This is a genomic window from Labrenzia sp. THAF35, from assembly GCF_009363595.1.
Taxonomy (GTDB): domain Bacteria; phylum Pseudomonadota; class Alphaproteobacteria; order Rhizobiales; family Stappiaceae; genus Roseibium; species Roseibium algicola.
This window is the reverse complement of the sequence record NZ_CP045380.1, coordinates 4,915,094-4,929,101: the sequence shown is the minus strand read 5'-3', so window position 1 is coordinate 4,929,101 and position 14,008 is coordinate 4,915,094. Positions and strand designations below refer to the sequence as shown.

Sequence of the window (14,008 nt, the reverse complement as noted above, 5' to 3'; positions counted from 1 at the left end):
GGTCAACAAATCAGAGGGCTGTCGTCACACCATTTCCTTGAGGACGACGACATGAACAGAACATTTTCCAGCGTCTACCGGCCATTCAGCAAGTTCGCCGGTTCCATCCTGGTTACGGACCACAACCAGATTACCGGCAACGGGTCTGAGGTTGGGATTGACCCAGAGATGATGCCCGCCAGTGCGGATGGCATAGCAGCCCTTCGTGTTCGGCTGAGCGAAGCCGATCGCCTCGTCATCGAACATCAAACTCCCATCAGGGGTCTGCCGCCCGTAGATTGGCGAGCCAAGGTTCGGGAGCTTGGTGCTGCCAGTGCTGACCGAAGCTTCTTTCGCGAGCAGGGCAATGTCATCCGTCGAAACGCGGAGGAAGTCCGCAAGGCCCTTGTACATCTTTGGGCGCGGAACGCTGCCTTTCTTCCAGGTATTGAACGTTTGCTGACCCCATCCCCAGCGCGTCGAAATCTCTCTTTCAGTAAGGCCGCGGCGGGATTGCTCCTGCTCAATCATCTTCGACAAACGTGACACTCTGACCACCTCTACAAATTTGAACTTGACTTTTTGGCGTTTTTTCGTTACTAAATACGACATTACAAATTTGTAGACCTTTGTCAACAGCGAATCGAGCCACCAATTCGATTCGTCACCACGAAAGGGTAAAATAATGAAATCCCGGAAGCGGAAATTGCTTTCTGACACGATCAGGAAGGTGACCACTCACGTCTTCAATAATGGCGGTTGTTCAACGCTCTGCGGCCACAAGGCTGTGACGCTGCCGGCTGTCTCTTGCCTGGAGGCGCGCTAATGGCCCGGCACCGCAAGAAAAACAATGTTCCGGCACACCTGGCGCATCAGACCAACTTCACCCGAACCGGGAAGCTCGATCTGACCAACCGCAAGCCCTATCGGACCGTGAAGCAGAAGGCCGAGGCGATCCGTACCGCTGTCAAATGTGAGGACGGCGCTTGGCGCAGTTCAGCTCCGGTCAGCTACCACCGCAACTTCCGCGTGGCTGCATGAGCTGCGACGGTGCAGATGAAGGGCGCTATTTCTCCTATGGCGACCGCGTGCGACTTGTCCAGAACCACTATTTGACCGGGCAAGTCATCAACGAGCGAAACTGGGGCGATGAATATCTCGTTCGCCTCGGTGGAACTGTTTCAGCTGTCTGGCTCAATGACATCGAACTCGAGAAGGACCCGGAATTCGATCCGAAAGAGCCAGCAGACATGGATCAGGACAACGAACCGAATTGCGGCGACGCTGAAAGCAAGGTCGTCTCGCTAACGAGAGGGAAGTGAAATGGCGAAATTCAAGGTCGGCGACAGGGTGAGATTTACGGATCAGTGTCACAGAGGGTGGTGGTTCGGGCCGCATACGGAAATCAAGGAGGGCGAAGTACGATTTGTTGAAGACGACGCGGTATCGCTGAAATATCGTGTTGTCTGCGACGACTCCGATGCGTTGGTTTTCGTCGACGACCAACACATCGAGCCCGAACAAGGGCTGCTGAAGCGTGGCGACAAGGTTTGCATATCTCTGGACAGCAAATACCTGCCTGGCGAAATCGCTCGGATCCGCGACGTAGATCCGGATGACCCGGAAGAGACTTACTTCTGCGAAGGCACTGACAGGTGGTGGATCGCCGCTAAACACGTCACACCCTACATCGACGCCTCCATCGTCTGCCTTCTCGAGGACGGAGAGCCGCGGCCATCAGTCAAACCGTTCGTGCACGCCTCCGAAGAGTCCGCCACGAAGGAAGCGGAGCGCCTGTCGCTGATGCATATCGGTCAGGAGTTCGGCGTGTTCGTCCTGACGGAAAAACGTGTCGCAGAGGCGTACGAAGAAACCGTCACGAAACATCGCTCGGTCGCGGCCTAACCAGCCGCGGGCGTTCACCACAACGGGGTAATCATGCGCGAACAAAAATCGCTGTCGATGGACAGCATGGTGGCTGCATTCAATGAATGGATGCGGCGATACGTCGAAAATCCAACTGCCTTCATGGCGCAGTTTGAATCCGTCATTCAGTTCCAGAAGGACAAGCAAGACGGAGCCGAGCCGAGCTACGGCCAGATCAGTGCGGCCTACATGTTTCAGCTGTCCGATGAGCTGACAGCGTCGCGGGAGTTGGCGGCGTAGGCATGAAAAAATTCTTCAAAAAGATCGCGGCCATCATTCATGGCGAGCAAAAGGCCGACGTGTCTCTCGGAGCGCCGGCCGTCGACAAGGCTGCGCACGATCGCCGCATGACGCTTTTCCGAAACATGCGTGGCGGTGATGGGTTCGCAAAAGAACCTGGCAAGCCTCGCAAGAATGCGGATGGCCTCACAAGAGGCCAACGGCGTCGAGCCATGGCCGCCAAATCTCGGGCAAAGGTTTCTGAGCAGCGGCCGGTCAAGTACCGTCATGCCTCGGCGACACGATGATGACGACGCTGGCAGAGGCAGTCCGTGGAAAGTCACTGTTCTGCTTCTGCTGGCAACCCTGATCCTCATTTACGCAATACAGGGAAACTGATGGCAACACTTCTGAGCTCTCTGAAATCGACAAAGAGAGACCACCCGCCGATCCTGTCTGTATACGGCTCCGGTGGCATGGGCAAAACCAGCCTCGCCACGGAGTTTCCGGACCCGATCTATCTGCACACCCGCGGTGAGAACCCGCCAGACGACGTCATTCTGGATGAGGCGGCGTTCGAAGTGACTTCGTTCGACAGCCTGCTCGACATTCTTGGCGAGCTCGTCACGGAGGAGCACCCCTTTCAGACCGCGATCATCGACAGCCTGGACGGCATCGAGCCGATGATCTGGGATTACACGTGCGAGCGGATGGCCTGGGATTCCATCGACTCCAACGATAAGGGCTCTCCAACCGCGTTCGGAAAGGGCTACCTCGAGGCAGACAACGACTGGCGTGAATACATCAGCGCCATCACCGAGCTCGCTCAGCGTGGGATTTACGTGGTGCAGATCATGCACTGCGAGACGAAGATGCACGAGGATCCGGTTGTCGATTCCTACATGCGCTACCGGCCGAAGCTGCAGAAGAGGGCATGTGACCTTATTGTCGAAAAGAGCGACGCGCTTCTGTTCGTTAATAAACGCACCACGCTCAAGGAAGTAGACAAGGGTTTCGGCAAAAAGGAAAAGAAGGCCGAAGGCTCTTCCGGTCGCGAGCGCGTGATCTACACCGACGAGCGCGCCGGCTTTCTTGCCAAGAACCGGATGAGCATGCCGCCCGAAATTCCGTATCACAAGGGCAGGGGCTTCGAGGAATTGTCGAAGTACATCCAGGGGGCTCGGGAGTAGTGCTCGAGCGCGAAGACTGGTTTGCCTGGTTTCCCGTTGCAGCTGCCGACAGGTTCGGCCGCAAACGTGTCGCATGGCTCCAAACCGTAACCCGTGAGCGGCCCGCGTTCTTCGTTCTGGGGCAATCCGGAGCCAATGGCGCCGGCCCCTGGCGCTACTACGTCACCACCTAACCACCACTTCCACCACACCACCATTTCCACCACAGGAGCAACACATGGCTAAACTAGGCCGTACCTTTGACGCACAAGATCACGACACGGAGCAACAGGAGTATCAGAAGCTTCCGCTCGGCATCTACGACCTTGAAATGGTCGCGAGTGAGGTCGACGAGAAAGACACGGGCGACATCGTGCTCAAGGGTACGCTTGAAGTCCTCGCGCCGGAAGATTTCGCCGGCCGCAAAGTCTTCCTGAATTTCAATCTTCAGCATTCCAGCGCGAAAGCCCAGGAGATCGGGCAACAGGAATTTGCGAGGCTGTGCCGCGCGATCGGCGAGACGACCGTCGATGATAGTGAGGAACTCCACTTCAAGCGGTTCCGCGCCAAAATCGGCATCGGGAAAGACTCCAAGGAAAAGAACCAGGACGGCACGCCGAAATGGCCAGGCCGCGAAGAGATCAAGAAATACTTCTTCCCCGACACCGATGAAATGCCGGAAGTCGAAATTCTCGCCCCAGCTGCTCAGCAGGGCGGCAAGCCCGCAGAGCGATCCTCACGCCAGGCAGAAACGCGTCAGACGTCTCGTGAAGATGATCGGCAGGAGCAGCGCCAGCAGCAGACCCAGAAAAAGCGTCCCTGGGGAAAGTAACAGCCCGCAGAAAAAACAAAACTGGGAGCGCTACAGCGCGCTCCCGATTTTCCGGTCTAGGCGAGGGCACTCATGCTGGTGAAACTAAAGCGTACCGATCTTGCGAAGGCTGTCACCTTTGCGAGTAAGGCGATCGAAAATCGCAACATCATACCGATCATTGGAAACGTTCATCTCGATTTCGATGACGGGACATTGACCGTCAAGGGAACAAATCTCGATGTGACGGCAATCTCACGTCTGATCGCTGAGGGCGAGTCCGGAAGCATCACTGTGAATTCGAAGGTTCTTTCCAGCCTGCTTCGCAGCGCCTCAGGCGACGAAGTTACGCTTGAAAAATCTGGCGACCAGCTCGTTGTAAAATGTGGCCGCAGCCGCAGCAAGCTAAACACGCTGCCGGCGCATGATTTCCCGCCGCTCGACGAGCCGGAATACGACAGCTGTTTCGAGATTGATCTGAAGTCTCTGATCGCGCCAGTGGCGTATGCGCAGAGCACGGAGGAAATGTATCATTTTCTAAACGGTGTCCACATTTCTGGGAACGGCAGTGTGGTTACGGCCTCGGCAACAAACAGGCTCGTTCTCGCATCGAATGAAGTGAAATGTGAGGCGACGTTCGAGGGGGTTATCATACCCACCAGAGCGATCGGCCTGACTCCTGATGGCGTGGTCAAGGTCCATATTTGTGATCGCAAGATCAAGATCGAGACGGAGACATCGTCGCTGATCGCCTCGTTAATCAGCGGTCAGTTTCCAGAAATTGATCGGATCTTGCCGCGCCAGAACGAACATATCATCACCGCGTCAGTGACCGAGTTAACATCAGCCCTCGGAAGCGTGCTCGCAGTAGTCGGGGACAAATACAACACGGTCAAGATGGACTTTCTTGCCGGCGCGATCGAGCTAACCACCGCGTCTGACAACGGTGACGCCAAGTGTGATGTCGAGTCTGACTACAATGGCGAGCCAACAATGATGGCATTTAACTCGACGCTGCTGAGAAACACGTTGGCTGTCTTCGATGGCGGGGATGTCACGTTCTACATCAGAGATCCGACCAGCGCGCCGCTCATCACCGTCAGCAGTCTTCCAGGCTGGCGTGGAACCATCATGCCACTGAGGGCCTGATTATGAAAAAAGCACCAGAAAGAATTCGGGCGTTCTGGCCGGATACGGCTGATTGGATCGATCGCGCATTTGCTGAAGGTCGTGAAGCTGACGCAGAGACGGCGATCGACAGGATGCTGCACCCGAAGTGGAAGAGTGCATCCGAATGCTGGGACCAGTATCTGGTTGCAATGGGTCATGGTTGCGTCGTTGGTGTCGTTACGTGGTAGCAATCCCAAAGTCAGTCTCATCCACGGTCCAGGCGATTTACAAAGCCTACGAAGACGCAAACGAGTATTACGAGTCACTCGGCATCAGTGTCGGCGTGGCAGGTACGGAATGCGACAGAGCCCTGTGGTTCATGTTTCGGTGGGCCTGTGAGCCGGAGAAGGTTGATGGCCGCAAGGTCTCAATTTTCAGAACCGGCGACGCATGGGAAGAGCGGCTGGTCAGGGATCTCGAAGCCATCGGCGTCGATGTCTACGGTCAGCAGGATCGTATGCGGTTACTCGCTGGTCATGTCCGCGGAAAACGTGACGGCGCCGGGGTAGGGGTTCCGGAGGCTCCGAAGAAGGAGCACCTGTTCGAATTCAAGTCGAGCAAGGCGAGTGACTTTCGCGACATCGTCAAGCGCGGCGTGAAGGATTCCAAGCCGCTCCATTATGCTCAGTGCCAACTCGGGATGCATTATTTCGGGCTGGAGCGCTGCCTGTACCTGGTCGTTAACAAAGACACTGACGAACGGCATTCGGAGCGGATCCATTACGACCTTGAATATTGCGCCAAGCTGCTCGCGCGGCTGGAGCGGATCATTGAGATGGACGAGCCGCCAGCACGGTTATGCACGAAGCGAGATGACTTTCGCGGCATGCTCTGCCGGCAGGCCTCGGTTTGCTGGGGTGAGGATTGGCCGCGGGCAACGTGTCGCAGTTGTTTGCACAGCACGCCGGAAATGACCGGCAATGCGCATTGGAGCTGTGCGCGATGGTGCAAGCCGCTGAGCGTGGATGAACAGAAGGCGGGCTGTGAGGCGCATCTGTTTATTCCAGCTGTCGTGCCTGGCGAGCAGATCGATGTCGACGAGGAGCGGGAGACCGTGACTTACCGGTTGGCGTCGGGTGAGATTTGGGTTGATGGGGAGTGAAGCGTTGCGAACCTATTGGCGGCACCCGGAAAGCGATAGCTACTTCGCAGCAGACGAGTATCCCGGCGAAGGTGACGGAATGCTCGTTGAGCTCGATCTGGAAGAATACCTGGAGCAAATACGAGATCACTTTCTGGCACTTCCGAAGCCTGTTCGTGTTGTCGTGTTTGGTGGTCGGGACTTTCGCGATCAAGACATGATGGATGCTGCTCTCGATGACTTTGAAAGGGACATCGGTTTCGCGGTGTTGATCGAAGGTGAGGCGCAAGGCGCGGACCTGCGGGCGAAAGCGTGGGCGAAAAAGAGAGGCATACCTGTCGAGCCGTATCCAGCTGACTGGGATGATCTTTCGCATCCAGACGCGCGCGTAAGAACCCGCCGCAATGGAACAGAATACGACGCAGCAGCAGGCGGCAGGCGCAATCAGCAGATGATCGACGAGGGCAGGCCGGATTGCGGCATTGTCTTTCCAGGCGGATCCGGAACGGCCGACATGAAAGACCGCTGCGAGCTCGCCGGGATACCTGTTTTTGAGATTGGGGAGTGAGTCATGAAGGCCAGTGAACTGGAAAGCAGGTTGCGCGAACTGCGAGAGAAATACGGCGATTTGGTTGTTTTAGCCTGCAGTCATGAGGATGAAATAAAGCACATCAACGTGCTGGACGAACACGGCTGTATTTACGGCACGTATCACGACGGGAAAAAGCCGACGGAAATCTTTATGGAATCCTAACCGCTCCTGTCTCGCCGCCTAACCACCACCACACCACCACAGAGTCGCCATGAATATCACCAAACACGAATTCGACAAGCTCGTCCTGAGCTACCTCCCATTCATGAGGCAGCAGTCTCGCAAATGCGCCTTCACGGAATACGACAGGGAAGACTTCGTCTCCGAAATAGTCACGCTGGCATACAAGCGTCGCGGCAATTTCGACCCTGACAGAGGCAGTTTCGGCACCTGGATTCATTACATCGCACGAGATGTCATGACGACGTGGGTGAGGCGGCACCGAATGTCGAAGTGTGTCGTCTGCGTCGGCGATGCTCCGTTCGAACTGATCACAGAGCCAAACCAGGAGGCCGTTGTAGACCTGTCTCGCGTCGGTGGTCAGGACAGCCGCGAGGCCGTGCTTTGGGCGTTTGGCTATACCTGCGAAGAAATCGCAGCCGTCGATGGCGTGTCCAAGCAGCGCATCAATCAGCGCACGAAGCGGTTCTATGAGCGTAACAAAGAGGCTGCTTGATGGATCTCAGATATTATCAATCTGAGGGAGAGCAGGCCGTCTTTGATTACTGGATGGATGAGGACGGCAACCCTCTGGTCGATTTCGCGACCGGCTGCGGGAAGAGCCTGCTAGCCGCATCGCTCATCAAACGGTTGCTCGATGGTTGGCCAGACATGCGGATCATGGTCGTTACGCATGTCATGGAATTAATCGAGCAGAATTACCTCGAGCTCGTTGGTTTTTGGCCAATGGCACCAGCCGGGATCTACAGCGCCGGGCTCGGGCGGCGGGACTCGCGCGCTCAAGTGATTTTCGCTGGCATCCAGACAGTGTGGAACAAGCTGGAGCAGATCTGCAAGCATGGCGGCATTGACGTCATCATTGTAGATGAGTGTCACACCATCCCCATCAATGACGCCACGAGATACGGCCAATTTTTCAAGATGGCCCGTGAGATCACACCAGACTTGAAAGTGGTTGGGCTGACCGCGACGCCATACCGCCTGGACAGCGGCAGGCTCGACGAGGGCGAGGACCGCATCTTTGACAAGGTGGTCTACACCTATGGCGTTGCCGATGGTATCAATGATGGCTACCTTGCGCCGCTTTCGTCAAAGGCAACTGCGACGGAGCTTGACACGAAGGGTGTTGGCCGCCTTGGCGGTGATTTCAAGAAAGGCGATCTTCAGAGGGCTGTGGACAAAACGAGCGTCACCAGCGCTGCGGTCGACGAGATCGTTGCGAAAGGGGCTGATAAGCGATCCTGGCTGTGCTTCTGCTCCGGCGTTGATCACGCGATCCATGTGCGAGACGAGATCCAGTCGCGCGGTATCACTTGCGAGGCGATCACCGACAAAACCGGAAAGGCGGAGCGTCGTGACATTCTGGCCGCGTACAAGAACTATGAGATCCGTGCGCTCACGAACAACAACGTTCTGACCACCGGGTTCAACCATAAAGGCGTCGATCTGATTGCCTTTCTGAGGCCTACGCTATCTTTGAGCCTGTATGTCCAGATGGCGGGCAGGGGCACGCGCGTCCTCTATGCGCCAGGCATGCCGCTCGAGACGGCGGAGCAGCGCAAGGCTGCTATTGCGGCAGGACCGAAGCCGAACTGCCTTGTTTTGGATTTTGCAGGTCTCGTGGACAAACACGGCCCGATCGACATGGTGAACCCGAAAGAGCCGGGCAAAGGAACCGGCGAGGCGCCGATAAAAATCTGCCCCCAGGAAGAGGGCGGCTGCGGAGAAAAAGTGCACGCAAGTGCACGCGTGTGCCGTGAATGCGGTTTTGAATTTCCGATCAACGAAGAGCCGAAGATCAAGGACCACGCCTCCGACGCCCCCATCCTGTCATCAACAGCACCCGAACCGCGGCAAGTCACGCGTCGCACGTTCCGCTTCCACGAGGGCAAGCCTGGCAAGAAAGACAGCGTTAAAGTGACGTACATGATTGGCTTGACGCCAATCCCTGAGTGGGTTTGCCCTGCCCATGAGGGATACGCGAAAAACAAAGCGGATCAATATTGGAAGAAACACGGCGGGGATGAGCCCTGCCCAGAGAACCCACTGGAATGGCTTGAGCGACAGGCGGAGCTGAAGGACACGATTGAAATCAAGGTCCGACCAAAGGGCAGGTACTGGGAGGTTTGTGGCCACACCGTCGAGCTGGATGTGCCAGATGCACAGCCTGTGGATTGGGCTCAAGAACTGGAAGACGAAATTCCTTTCTGACTCGCTTGACAAATTTGTAAAAAGCGACTAGCTTGGAATCATACCAAGTGAAAAGAAGTGAGCAATGAAGCCGGGAGGTCGAGATGTAGACCGCAGCGCGATGCGCGCACCCTGTGTGGCAGACTACTTGAAAAAATAGAGTACGAGCTCGACCGTCAGGAGCAAAGGCGACGGAGGCGGGACCTGCCAGAGTGCCAGTTTTCTGAAAGGAACCCAGAAATGCAATTTCTTCTGATCGTCCTGACTCTGTCAGGAACGTTTGAGGTCGATCGTGTCTACGACGACAAAAACGCATGCCTCACACAACTCGAGTCCCAGGTGCTCTCGCAGGAGCGCACCGGCTGGATGTGCAAGCCGTATGCCTACGAGCCGGAGTTGCCGAAGGCCACGCGCTAACCACTATGCCAACCTCACCAATTACACCACAGGGGTGAATCATGTTCGTTGTGTTCGATCTGGACGGCACCATTGCCGACATTACGCACCGCGTGCACCACGTCAGCGGCACGGGGAAACCGAACTGGAAAGCATTCTTCGAGGAATGCGTCGACGATCTGCCCGTGTGGGAGGTGATTGACAGCCTAAGGGCTCATTTGGTCGCGGGTCATCGCGTTGAAATCTGGAGCGCTAGAAGCGACGAGGTTCGCGAGCAAACCGAGCATTGGCTGCAGTGGAAGGCCGGCCTGTCGCCGGATCTGCTGAAGCATATGCGCGCCGCGGACGACAACACGCCTGACGTCGAGCTGAAGCGCTTCTGGCTGCACCAGGAAGATCGCAAGCCCGACGTTGTCTATGATGACCGGCAACGCGTTGTCGACATGTGGAGATCGGAAGGGGTCACCTGCTTCCAGGTCACAGAGAACTGGGAAGCGCCGAAGCGGATCGCGCCCATTCGCAAGACGTTGTTGACCGTCATGGTTGGGCCGGCCGGCGCGGGCAAGTCGACATGGTGTGAGAACAACATTCCTGCCAGCGAAATCGTTTCGAGTGACGAGCTGCGTGAATATCTCTGCGGTGATTTCCGCTGTCAGGATCGCAATGACGAAGTTTTCCAGGCTCTCCATGAACTCGTGCGCGCCCGTCTGAATTGCGGCCTGCCGGTAACAGTCGATGCCACAAACCTTCGTCGGCGCGATCGACTGGCTTGTGTCGCGCTGGCTTCGGAGGACACGCATGTTCGCTACGTCGTCGTCGATCGTCCGCTCGAGGAGAAGGTCAAAGACGGCGGATGGCGGAACGCGGTTGTGATCGGTGACAAGACGCTTGTCATGAAGCACCACGAGCGCATGCAGTCCGTGCTGAAGGATGTGCTGCGCGGTGATGGTTTAAGCAATGTCTATGTGCTGGATGAGAGGGAAGACATGCGGAGGGCCGCATGAGTGAATCCAATGTAGAGAGCTGCATTCTGGATGGCTGCGATAAGCCAAGAATGTACGCTTCAGGCATGTGTGGAATGCACCACATGAGAGTTAAGCGAAACGGCGATCCAAACAAACTCCGCGGTACGCCGCGAGGGCAGCAATTGAAATTCTTCAACGAGGTTTTGTTGAAGTGTGATCTGGAAGAGTGCCTTGCCTGGCCATATTCTAGAGACAAGAATGGTTACGGAAAAATATGGATAAACGGCGGCAAGAAACTTGTTCATAGGGCGGTGTGTGCATCTGTACATGGTGAACCGCCAACTGCGGATCATCACGCAGCGCATTCCTGCGGAAACGGTAAACATGGTTGCTGCAATCCAAAGCATCTTCAGTGGAAAACTCCGTCCGAGAATGAGCAAGACAAAATAGATCACGGAACTAGCAACCGCGGAGAGAGGTGCGCGAGTAGCAAGCTTACCGCAGGAGATGTAATTTGGATACGTTCACATAAGGGTACCCCAACTCGTGAAATCGCGAAGAAATTCGGAGTATCTGTGAGAACCGTACAAGACGCAGCTAGTGGAAAAACTTGGTCCTGGCTTGATAGCGCGAAGGCGGCCTGAACCAATGCGCATCGTCACCGAACCCGAATTTCGTGAGCGCCTGACATCGATCCTGGCCGCCGCTGACACAGGCAACATCGGTTGCGTGACTGGGCCGGGTCGAAGCGGGGCTGTCGCCGCGGTCTACGCCAGCCATTACCTGCGTGTGCCATTCATTCCTTACGGCTCGGCGGCTCCGGATCATCTTGGGCAGATGCTGCTGATCGACACGGCCCGACAGTCCGGCCGAACGTTACGAAAAGCCGAGCGTCGTTACGACGGCGCCCTTGTGATTGCGTGCTTCGAAGAGCCTCCGCGCGTTGCGTTCTGGTACGAAGCGCCGAAGCCACAGAGATACAAACATGAGAGGGCGGTATGAACGGGAAGCACCACGATTTGTACCGCTGCAATCACCATCACCCGATCAAGGACGATCAGTCATTCGTCGATTTCGGGACGGGCCGCTTCGTTGCGGACAACGCGCTGATACCGCTGCTCAAGGCTTTAAATGAAGCCGGGCTCAAAACCAGGACTCACAATTGGTCAGGGGAAGGCGAGGGCGGTCACGCCTTCGTCTCGATCATTCTCGGGCCAGATGTGCGGTTTGAGATCAAGACGGTAGACGAGATTGACGCGGCTCGCTCGCGGTTCAACGGCGATGTTGAACTGCTCATCAGCTGGCGCGTTCCGGAGGCCACATGACCACCAAACACGAAACCATGACCGAAGAGGGAACCTGCCCACGCTGCGGAGAAAAGGACCTGTGGCGCGAAGACGCTGACGTTGGCGTCGGGATCATTTACGGCCCCTGGGGCTGCCCGCACTGCGGCTGGTCTGAGTCAGAGGAATACGATCTGAAGTTCGGCGGCGGCGTGCAAGACAACGGATCCTATTTGGACCCGTACGGCGGCCTTCTGCCGGCAGGGAACCCAATCGCCAAGATGCTTTCCATGGAGGCTCGCAAATGATCATCATTCCAGAAAAAGAAATCGTGCTTGTCACCCCTCCGAGGACTGGCAGCACTTCCATCTCTCGGCAGGTGCTGGCGAAGTATCCCGAGTCCTTCATGGTCTATCGCCACATGGAAGTCGACGGCGTGCCGTTCGGTTACGACCGCTGGCGGCGCGTTGGTGTGTTCCGCGAACCGATCGCGCGGCTTTGGAGCGTGTATCACTATTGCAAGTCGGTGGCGATATCTGACCGCGGCACTCCGGCCTGGCGGGAGAAATTGCTGGAGTCCGTCTCCGTCCCGTTTGAGCAATGGCTGGTCGAAAACGCCATTCCATTTACGGATCCGTTTGACAGTGCTGGCACGGACTACTTTCCGAAATACGCGGTGCGTCATCCTATTCCGGAAAATCGGAAAAGCCTGTTCGTCTATCTGCGTCCGGACCTTGGTACGGAAATTCTGACCTATCACGAGGCTGTGGCAATGCTCGGCCTGGATGCGTTCAAGCGGATGAATGAATCAGGATGTGGATCTGCGCCGGATTTCTATGAGTTGAGCCTGCAGGCCAAGTTGCACCTGAACACGTTCTTCGACTGGGATTTTCAAACGGTGCTCAAATGGGGACTCGCGGCATGACCTACCCAATCATCAGCCACATCGACGAAGTCCTTCCGTCAGTCATGGAGCGCGACGAATTCGTGATTGCCGACAAAGACGACTACACCGTCATCGACTATGTCTACACCCTGGAAGACACGTTTGACGATCCGATCCGCAAGGAGTGCCGAGGCATCAAGTTCGCTCCTGATGGATCCGTGCTCGCCCGCCCACTGCACAAATTCAAGAATATCGGGGAGTCGCCCGAGGTCGCGCCTGCCGCGCTGGACTTCACCCAGCCGCACACCATCACTGAGAAGCTTGACGGCTCCATGATCCACAGTGCCATGATTGACGGCGAAGTCGTCTTCATGACACGCATGGGTCGCACGGATCACGCGCTCACGGCGGAGCGGCATCTCACGCCGGCTGTTCGGGACTATTGCGCCGGGCTCCACCGCGTTGGGCAGACGTGCATCTTTGAGTGGACCGCGCCAGACAATCGCATCGTTATCAATTACGAGGAGAGCCAGCTGTCTCTTCTGGCGGTTCGGAGCAATCGGTACGGCACATATGCAAATCAGGCAGGCATGGTGTACGCAGCGGCGCACATGCAAATCCCTCATGCTCGCGGTTTCAATCGGCATCACACCAGCGCCACCGATTTCCTCGCCTACGTCCGCGACCTGAAAGGCCTAGAAGGTTTTGTCGTCCGCTTCGCTGACGGGACATGGGTCAAGGCAAAGGCGGAGGACTACGTCTTGAAGCACCGCGCCAAAGACAGCGTCACGCAGGAGAAAAACATTCTACGCCTCGTGCTGAATGGCGAGCTCGACGATGTCTTGCCTGTCCTCGACCCGAGGACCGCGGACAGTGCCAGGCGCTATCGCGATGAGGTGTTGAGGGGAGTGGATGGGACTGCGCGAGGCCTTCGCACCATTGTCAACATCCACGCAGGAATGAGCCAGAAGGAATTCGCCACAGAGATAGCAGCCGGTGCGGCCGACTATTTCAAACCGCTCCTGTTTCAGGTCCGCGCAGGCCGCGATCCGCATGAGGCCGTTCGATCGCTCATCGAGCAAAAGGCAACGTCTCAGACCGGGGTTGACTCCGTCAGGGGTTTAATCTGTTCTTCGTGGGCGGCTTGACAAATTTGTAAAA

At 56.6% G+C, this 14,008-nt stretch carries 25 protein-coding genes; 23 read left to right on the top strand and 2 right to left on the bottom strand.

The window, feature by feature from the left end; translation table 11 throughout:
- Positions 1 to 24 precede the first annotated feature (24 nt).
- Entirely contained in the window at positions 25 to 717 is a 693-nt protein-coding gene (locus FIU93_RS22735) for an XRE family transcriptional regulator (RefSeq protein ID WP_286202379.1), read from the bottom strand.
- A gap of 87 nt (positions 718 to 804) precedes the next feature.
- Here FIU93_RS22735 and FIU93_RS22730 point away from each other — a divergent pair, with 87 nt between their 5' ends.
- The 17 genes from FIU93_RS22730 (at position 805) to FIU93_RS22660 (ending at position 10,717) form a co-directional block, all read left to right on the top strand.
- On the top strand, positions 805 to 1,020 hold the full coding sequence (locus tag FIU93_RS22730) for a hypothetical protein (protein ID WP_152506860.1): 216 nt from the start codon (positions 805 to 807) through the stop codon (positions 1,018 to 1,020).
- On the top strand, positions 1,017 to 1,301 hold the full coding sequence (locus FIU93_RS22725; protein ID WP_152506859.1) for a hypothetical protein: 285 nt from the start codon (positions 1,017 to 1,019) through the stop codon (positions 1,299 to 1,301). Before FIU93_RS22730 ends, FIU93_RS22725 begins: the two co-directional genes overlap by 4 nt.
- Position 1,302: 1 nt before the next feature.
- Positions 1,303 to 1,884, top strand: a complete 582-nt coding sequence (locus tag FIU93_RS22720; RefSeq protein WP_152506858.1) for a hypothetical protein — start codon at positions 1,303 to 1,305, stop codon at positions 1,882 to 1,884.
- A 33-nt stretch (positions 1,885 to 1,917) separates the two neighbouring features.
- Complete coding sequence (locus FIU93_RS22715) at positions 1,918 to 2,145, top strand: hypothetical protein (RefSeq protein WP_286202378.1); 228 nt, start codon at positions 1,918 to 1,920, stop codon at positions 2,143 to 2,145.
- Positions 2,146 to 2,147: 2 nt separating this feature from the next.
- Positions 2,148 to 2,432, top strand: coding sequence for a hypothetical protein (locus FIU93_RS22710; protein WP_152506857.1), 285 nt, complete (start codon positions 2,148 to 2,150; stop codon positions 2,430 to 2,432).
- Positions 2,433 to 2,522: 90 nt separating this feature from the next.
- Positions 2,523 to 3,314, top strand: a complete 792-nt coding sequence (locus FIU93_RS22705) for an ATP-binding protein (RefSeq protein ID WP_152506856.1) — start codon at positions 2,523 to 2,525, stop codon at positions 3,312 to 3,314.
- The gene (locus FIU93_RS31505; RefSeq protein WP_173017388.1) at positions 3,314 to 3,487 is read left to right on the top strand and encodes a hypothetical protein; all 174 of its coding nucleotides are present in this window, start codon (positions 3,314 to 3,316) and stop codon (positions 3,485 to 3,487) included. Before FIU93_RS22705 ends, FIU93_RS31505 begins: the two co-directional genes overlap by 1 nt.
- Positions 3,488 to 3,531: 44 nt before the next feature.
- The gene (locus FIU93_RS22700) at positions 3,532 to 4,125 is read left to right on the top strand and encodes a DUF669 domain-containing protein (RefSeq protein WP_152506855.1); all 594 of its coding nucleotides are present in this window, start codon (positions 3,532 to 3,534) and stop codon (positions 4,123 to 4,125) included.
- A gap of 72 nt (positions 4,126 to 4,197) precedes the next feature.
- Complete coding sequence (dnaN, locus tag FIU93_RS22695) at positions 4,198 to 5,253, top strand: DNA polymerase III subunit beta (protein ID WP_152506854.1); 1,056 nt, start codon at positions 4,198 to 4,200, stop codon at positions 5,251 to 5,253.
- Positions 5,254 to 5,255: 2 nt separating this feature from the next.
- Complete coding sequence (locus tag FIU93_RS22690) at positions 5,256 to 5,462, top strand: hypothetical protein (RefSeq protein ID WP_152506853.1); 207 nt, start codon at positions 5,256 to 5,258, stop codon at positions 5,460 to 5,462.
- Positions 5,456 to 6,376, top strand: coding sequence for an oxidoreductase (locus FIU93_RS22685; protein WP_152506852.1), 921 nt, complete (start codon positions 5,456 to 5,458; stop codon positions 6,374 to 6,376). Before FIU93_RS22690 ends, FIU93_RS22685 begins: the two co-directional genes overlap by 7 nt.
- Positions 6,377 to 6,380: 4 nt before the next feature.
- Positions 6,381 to 6,923, top strand: coding sequence for a DUF2493 domain-containing protein (locus FIU93_RS22680; protein ID WP_209010207.1), 543 nt, complete (start codon positions 6,381 to 6,383; stop codon positions 6,921 to 6,923).
- A 3-nt stretch (positions 6,924 to 6,926) separates the two neighbouring features.
- Positions 6,927 to 7,109, top strand: a complete 183-nt coding sequence (locus FIU93_RS22675) for a hypothetical protein (RefSeq protein ID WP_152506851.1) — start codon at positions 6,927 to 6,929, stop codon at positions 7,107 to 7,109.
- Between the two features lie 49 nt (positions 7,110 to 7,158).
- Positions 7,159 to 7,623, top strand: coding sequence for a sigma-70 family RNA polymerase sigma factor (locus tag FIU93_RS22670; protein ID WP_152506850.1), 465 nt, complete (start codon positions 7,159 to 7,161; stop codon positions 7,621 to 7,623).
- Positions 7,623 to 9,338 carry a DEAD/DEAH box helicase gene (locus FIU93_RS22665; protein WP_286202377.1) on the top strand — a complete coding sequence of 572 codons (1,716 nt, stop codon included), beginning with the start codon at positions 7,623 to 7,625 and terminating at the stop codon, positions 9,336 to 9,338. Before FIU93_RS22670 ends, FIU93_RS22665 begins: the two co-directional genes overlap by 1 nt.
- A gap of 219 nt (positions 9,339 to 9,557) precedes the next feature.
- On the top strand, positions 9,558 to 9,734 hold the full coding sequence (locus FIU93_RS31500) for a hypothetical protein (RefSeq protein WP_173017387.1): 177 nt from the start codon (positions 9,558 to 9,560) through the stop codon (positions 9,732 to 9,734).
- Between the two features lie 41 nt (positions 9,735 to 9,775).
- Positions 9,776 to 10,717, top strand: a complete 942-nt coding sequence (locus FIU93_RS22660; protein ID WP_152506848.1) for an AAA family ATPase — start codon at positions 9,776 to 9,778, stop codon at positions 10,715 to 10,717.
- Positions 10,718 to 10,776: 59 nt separating this feature from the next.
- On the opposite strand, the gene FIU93_RS31765 is transcribed toward FIU93_RS22660, so the two are convergent.
- Entirely contained in the window at positions 10,777 to 11,085 is a 309-nt protein-coding gene (locus FIU93_RS31765) for a hypothetical protein (protein WP_286202376.1), read from the bottom strand.
- On the opposite strand from FIU93_RS31765, the gene FIU93_RS31910 reads away from it, so the two are divergent.
- From FIU93_RS31910 to FIU93_RS22630, 6 genes are read left to right on the top strand one after another with little or no spacing between them, the layout of a single operon-like run.
- Positions 10,990 to 11,322 carry a hypothetical protein gene (locus tag FIU93_RS31910; RefSeq protein ID WP_353621966.1) on the top strand — a complete coding sequence of 111 codons (333 nt, stop codon included), beginning with the start codon at positions 10,990 to 10,992 and terminating at the stop codon, positions 11,320 to 11,322. The two genes, FIU93_RS31765 and FIU93_RS31910, sit on opposite strands and share 96 nt — an antisense overlap.
- 4 nt (positions 11,323 to 11,326) lie before the next feature.
- On the top strand, positions 11,327 to 11,680 hold the full coding sequence (locus tag FIU93_RS22650; protein ID WP_152506846.1) for a hypothetical protein: 354 nt from the start codon (positions 11,327 to 11,329) through the stop codon (positions 11,678 to 11,680).
- Entirely contained in the window at positions 11,677 to 12,003 is a 327-nt protein-coding gene (locus FIU93_RS22645) for a hypothetical protein (protein ID WP_152506845.1), read from the top strand. The genes FIU93_RS22650 and FIU93_RS22645 overlap by 4 nt, the downstream gene beginning before the upstream one ends.
- Positions 12,000 to 12,269 (top strand): hypothetical protein, encoded by a 270-nt coding sequence (locus FIU93_RS22640; RefSeq protein WP_152506844.1) that lies wholly within the window; start codon positions 12,000 to 12,002, stop codon positions 12,267 to 12,269. The genes FIU93_RS22645 and FIU93_RS22640 overlap by 4 nt, the downstream gene beginning before the upstream one ends.
- Entirely contained in the window at positions 12,266 to 12,886 is a 621-nt protein-coding gene (locus tag FIU93_RS22635; RefSeq protein WP_152506843.1) for a hypothetical protein, read from the top strand. Before FIU93_RS22640 ends, FIU93_RS22635 begins: the two co-directional genes overlap by 4 nt.
- Positions 12,883 to 13,995 carry an RNA ligase gene (locus FIU93_RS22630; RefSeq protein WP_173017386.1) on the top strand — a complete coding sequence of 371 codons (1,113 nt, stop codon included), beginning with the start codon at positions 12,883 to 12,885 and terminating at the stop codon, positions 13,993 to 13,995. The genes FIU93_RS22635 and FIU93_RS22630 overlap by 4 nt, the downstream gene beginning before the upstream one ends.
- The last annotated feature ends 13 nt before the right edge of the window (positions 13,996 to 14,008 follow it).

Coding starts and splice junctions, on each gene's coding strand:
- FIU93_RS22730 (WP_152506860.1), top strand. CDS start 805: ATGGCCCGGCACCGCAAGAAAAACAATGTTCCGGCACACCTGGCGCAT.
- FIU93_RS22725 (WP_152506859.1), top strand. CDS start 1,017: ATGAGCTGCGACGGTGCAGATGAAGGGCGCTATTTCTCCTATGGCGAC.
- FIU93_RS22720 (WP_152506858.1), top strand. CDS start 1,303: ATGGCGAAATTCAAGGTCGGCGACAGGGTGAGATTTACGGATCAGTGT.
- FIU93_RS22715 (WP_286202378.1), top strand. CDS start 1,918: ATGCGCGAACAAAAATCGCTGTCGATGGACAGCATGGTGGCTGCATTC.
- FIU93_RS22710 (WP_152506857.1), top strand. CDS start 2,148: ATGAAAAAATTCTTCAAAAAGATCGCGGCCATCATTCATGGCGAGCAA.
- FIU93_RS22705 (WP_152506856.1), top strand. CDS start 2,523: ATGGCAACACTTCTGAGCTCTCTGAAATCGACAAAGAGAGACCACCCG.
- FIU93_RS22700 (WP_152506855.1), top strand. CDS start 3,532: ATGGCTAAACTAGGCCGTACCTTTGACGCACAAGATCACGACACGGAG.
- dnaN (WP_152506854.1), top strand. CDS start 4,198: ATGCTGGTGAAACTAAAGCGTACCGATCTTGCGAAGGCTGTCACCTTT.
- FIU93_RS22690 (WP_152506853.1), top strand. CDS start 5,256: ATGAAAAAAGCACCAGAAAGAATTCGGGCGTTCTGGCCGGATACGGCT.
- FIU93_RS22675 (WP_152506851.1), top strand. CDS start 6,927: ATGAAGGCCAGTGAACTGGAAAGCAGGTTGCGCGAACTGCGAGAGAAA.
- FIU93_RS22670 (WP_152506850.1), top strand. CDS start 7,159: ATGAATATCACCAAACACGAATTCGACAAGCTCGTCCTGAGCTACCTC.
- FIU93_RS22665 (WP_286202377.1), top strand. CDS start 7,623: ATGGATCTCAGATATTATCAATCTGAGGGAGAGCAGGCCGTCTTTGAT.
- FIU93_RS31500 (WP_173017387.1), top strand. CDS start 9,558: ATGCAATTTCTTCTGATCGTCCTGACTCTGTCAGGAACGTTTGAGGTC.
- FIU93_RS22660 (WP_152506848.1), top strand. CDS start 9,776: ATGTTCGTTGTGTTCGATCTGGACGGCACCATTGCCGACATTACGCAC.
- FIU93_RS31765 (WP_286202376.1), bottom strand. CDS start 11,085: ATGCTTTGGATTGCAGCAACCATGTTTACCGTTTCCGCAGGAATGCGC.
- FIU93_RS22650 (WP_152506846.1), top strand. CDS start 11,327: ATGCGCATCGTCACCGAACCCGAATTTCGTGAGCGCCTGACATCGATC.
- FIU93_RS22645 (WP_152506845.1), top strand. CDS start 11,677: ATGAACGGGAAGCACCACGATTTGTACCGCTGCAATCACCATCACCCG.
- FIU93_RS22640 (WP_152506844.1), top strand. CDS start 12,000: ATGACCACCAAACACGAAACCATGACCGAAGAGGGAACCTGCCCACGC.
- FIU93_RS22635 (WP_152506843.1), top strand. CDS start 12,266: ATGATCATCATTCCAGAAAAAGAAATCGTGCTTGTCACCCCTCCGAGG.
- FIU93_RS22630 (WP_173017386.1), top strand. CDS start 12,883: ATGACCTACCCAATCATCAGCCACATCGACGAAGTCCTTCCGTCAGTC.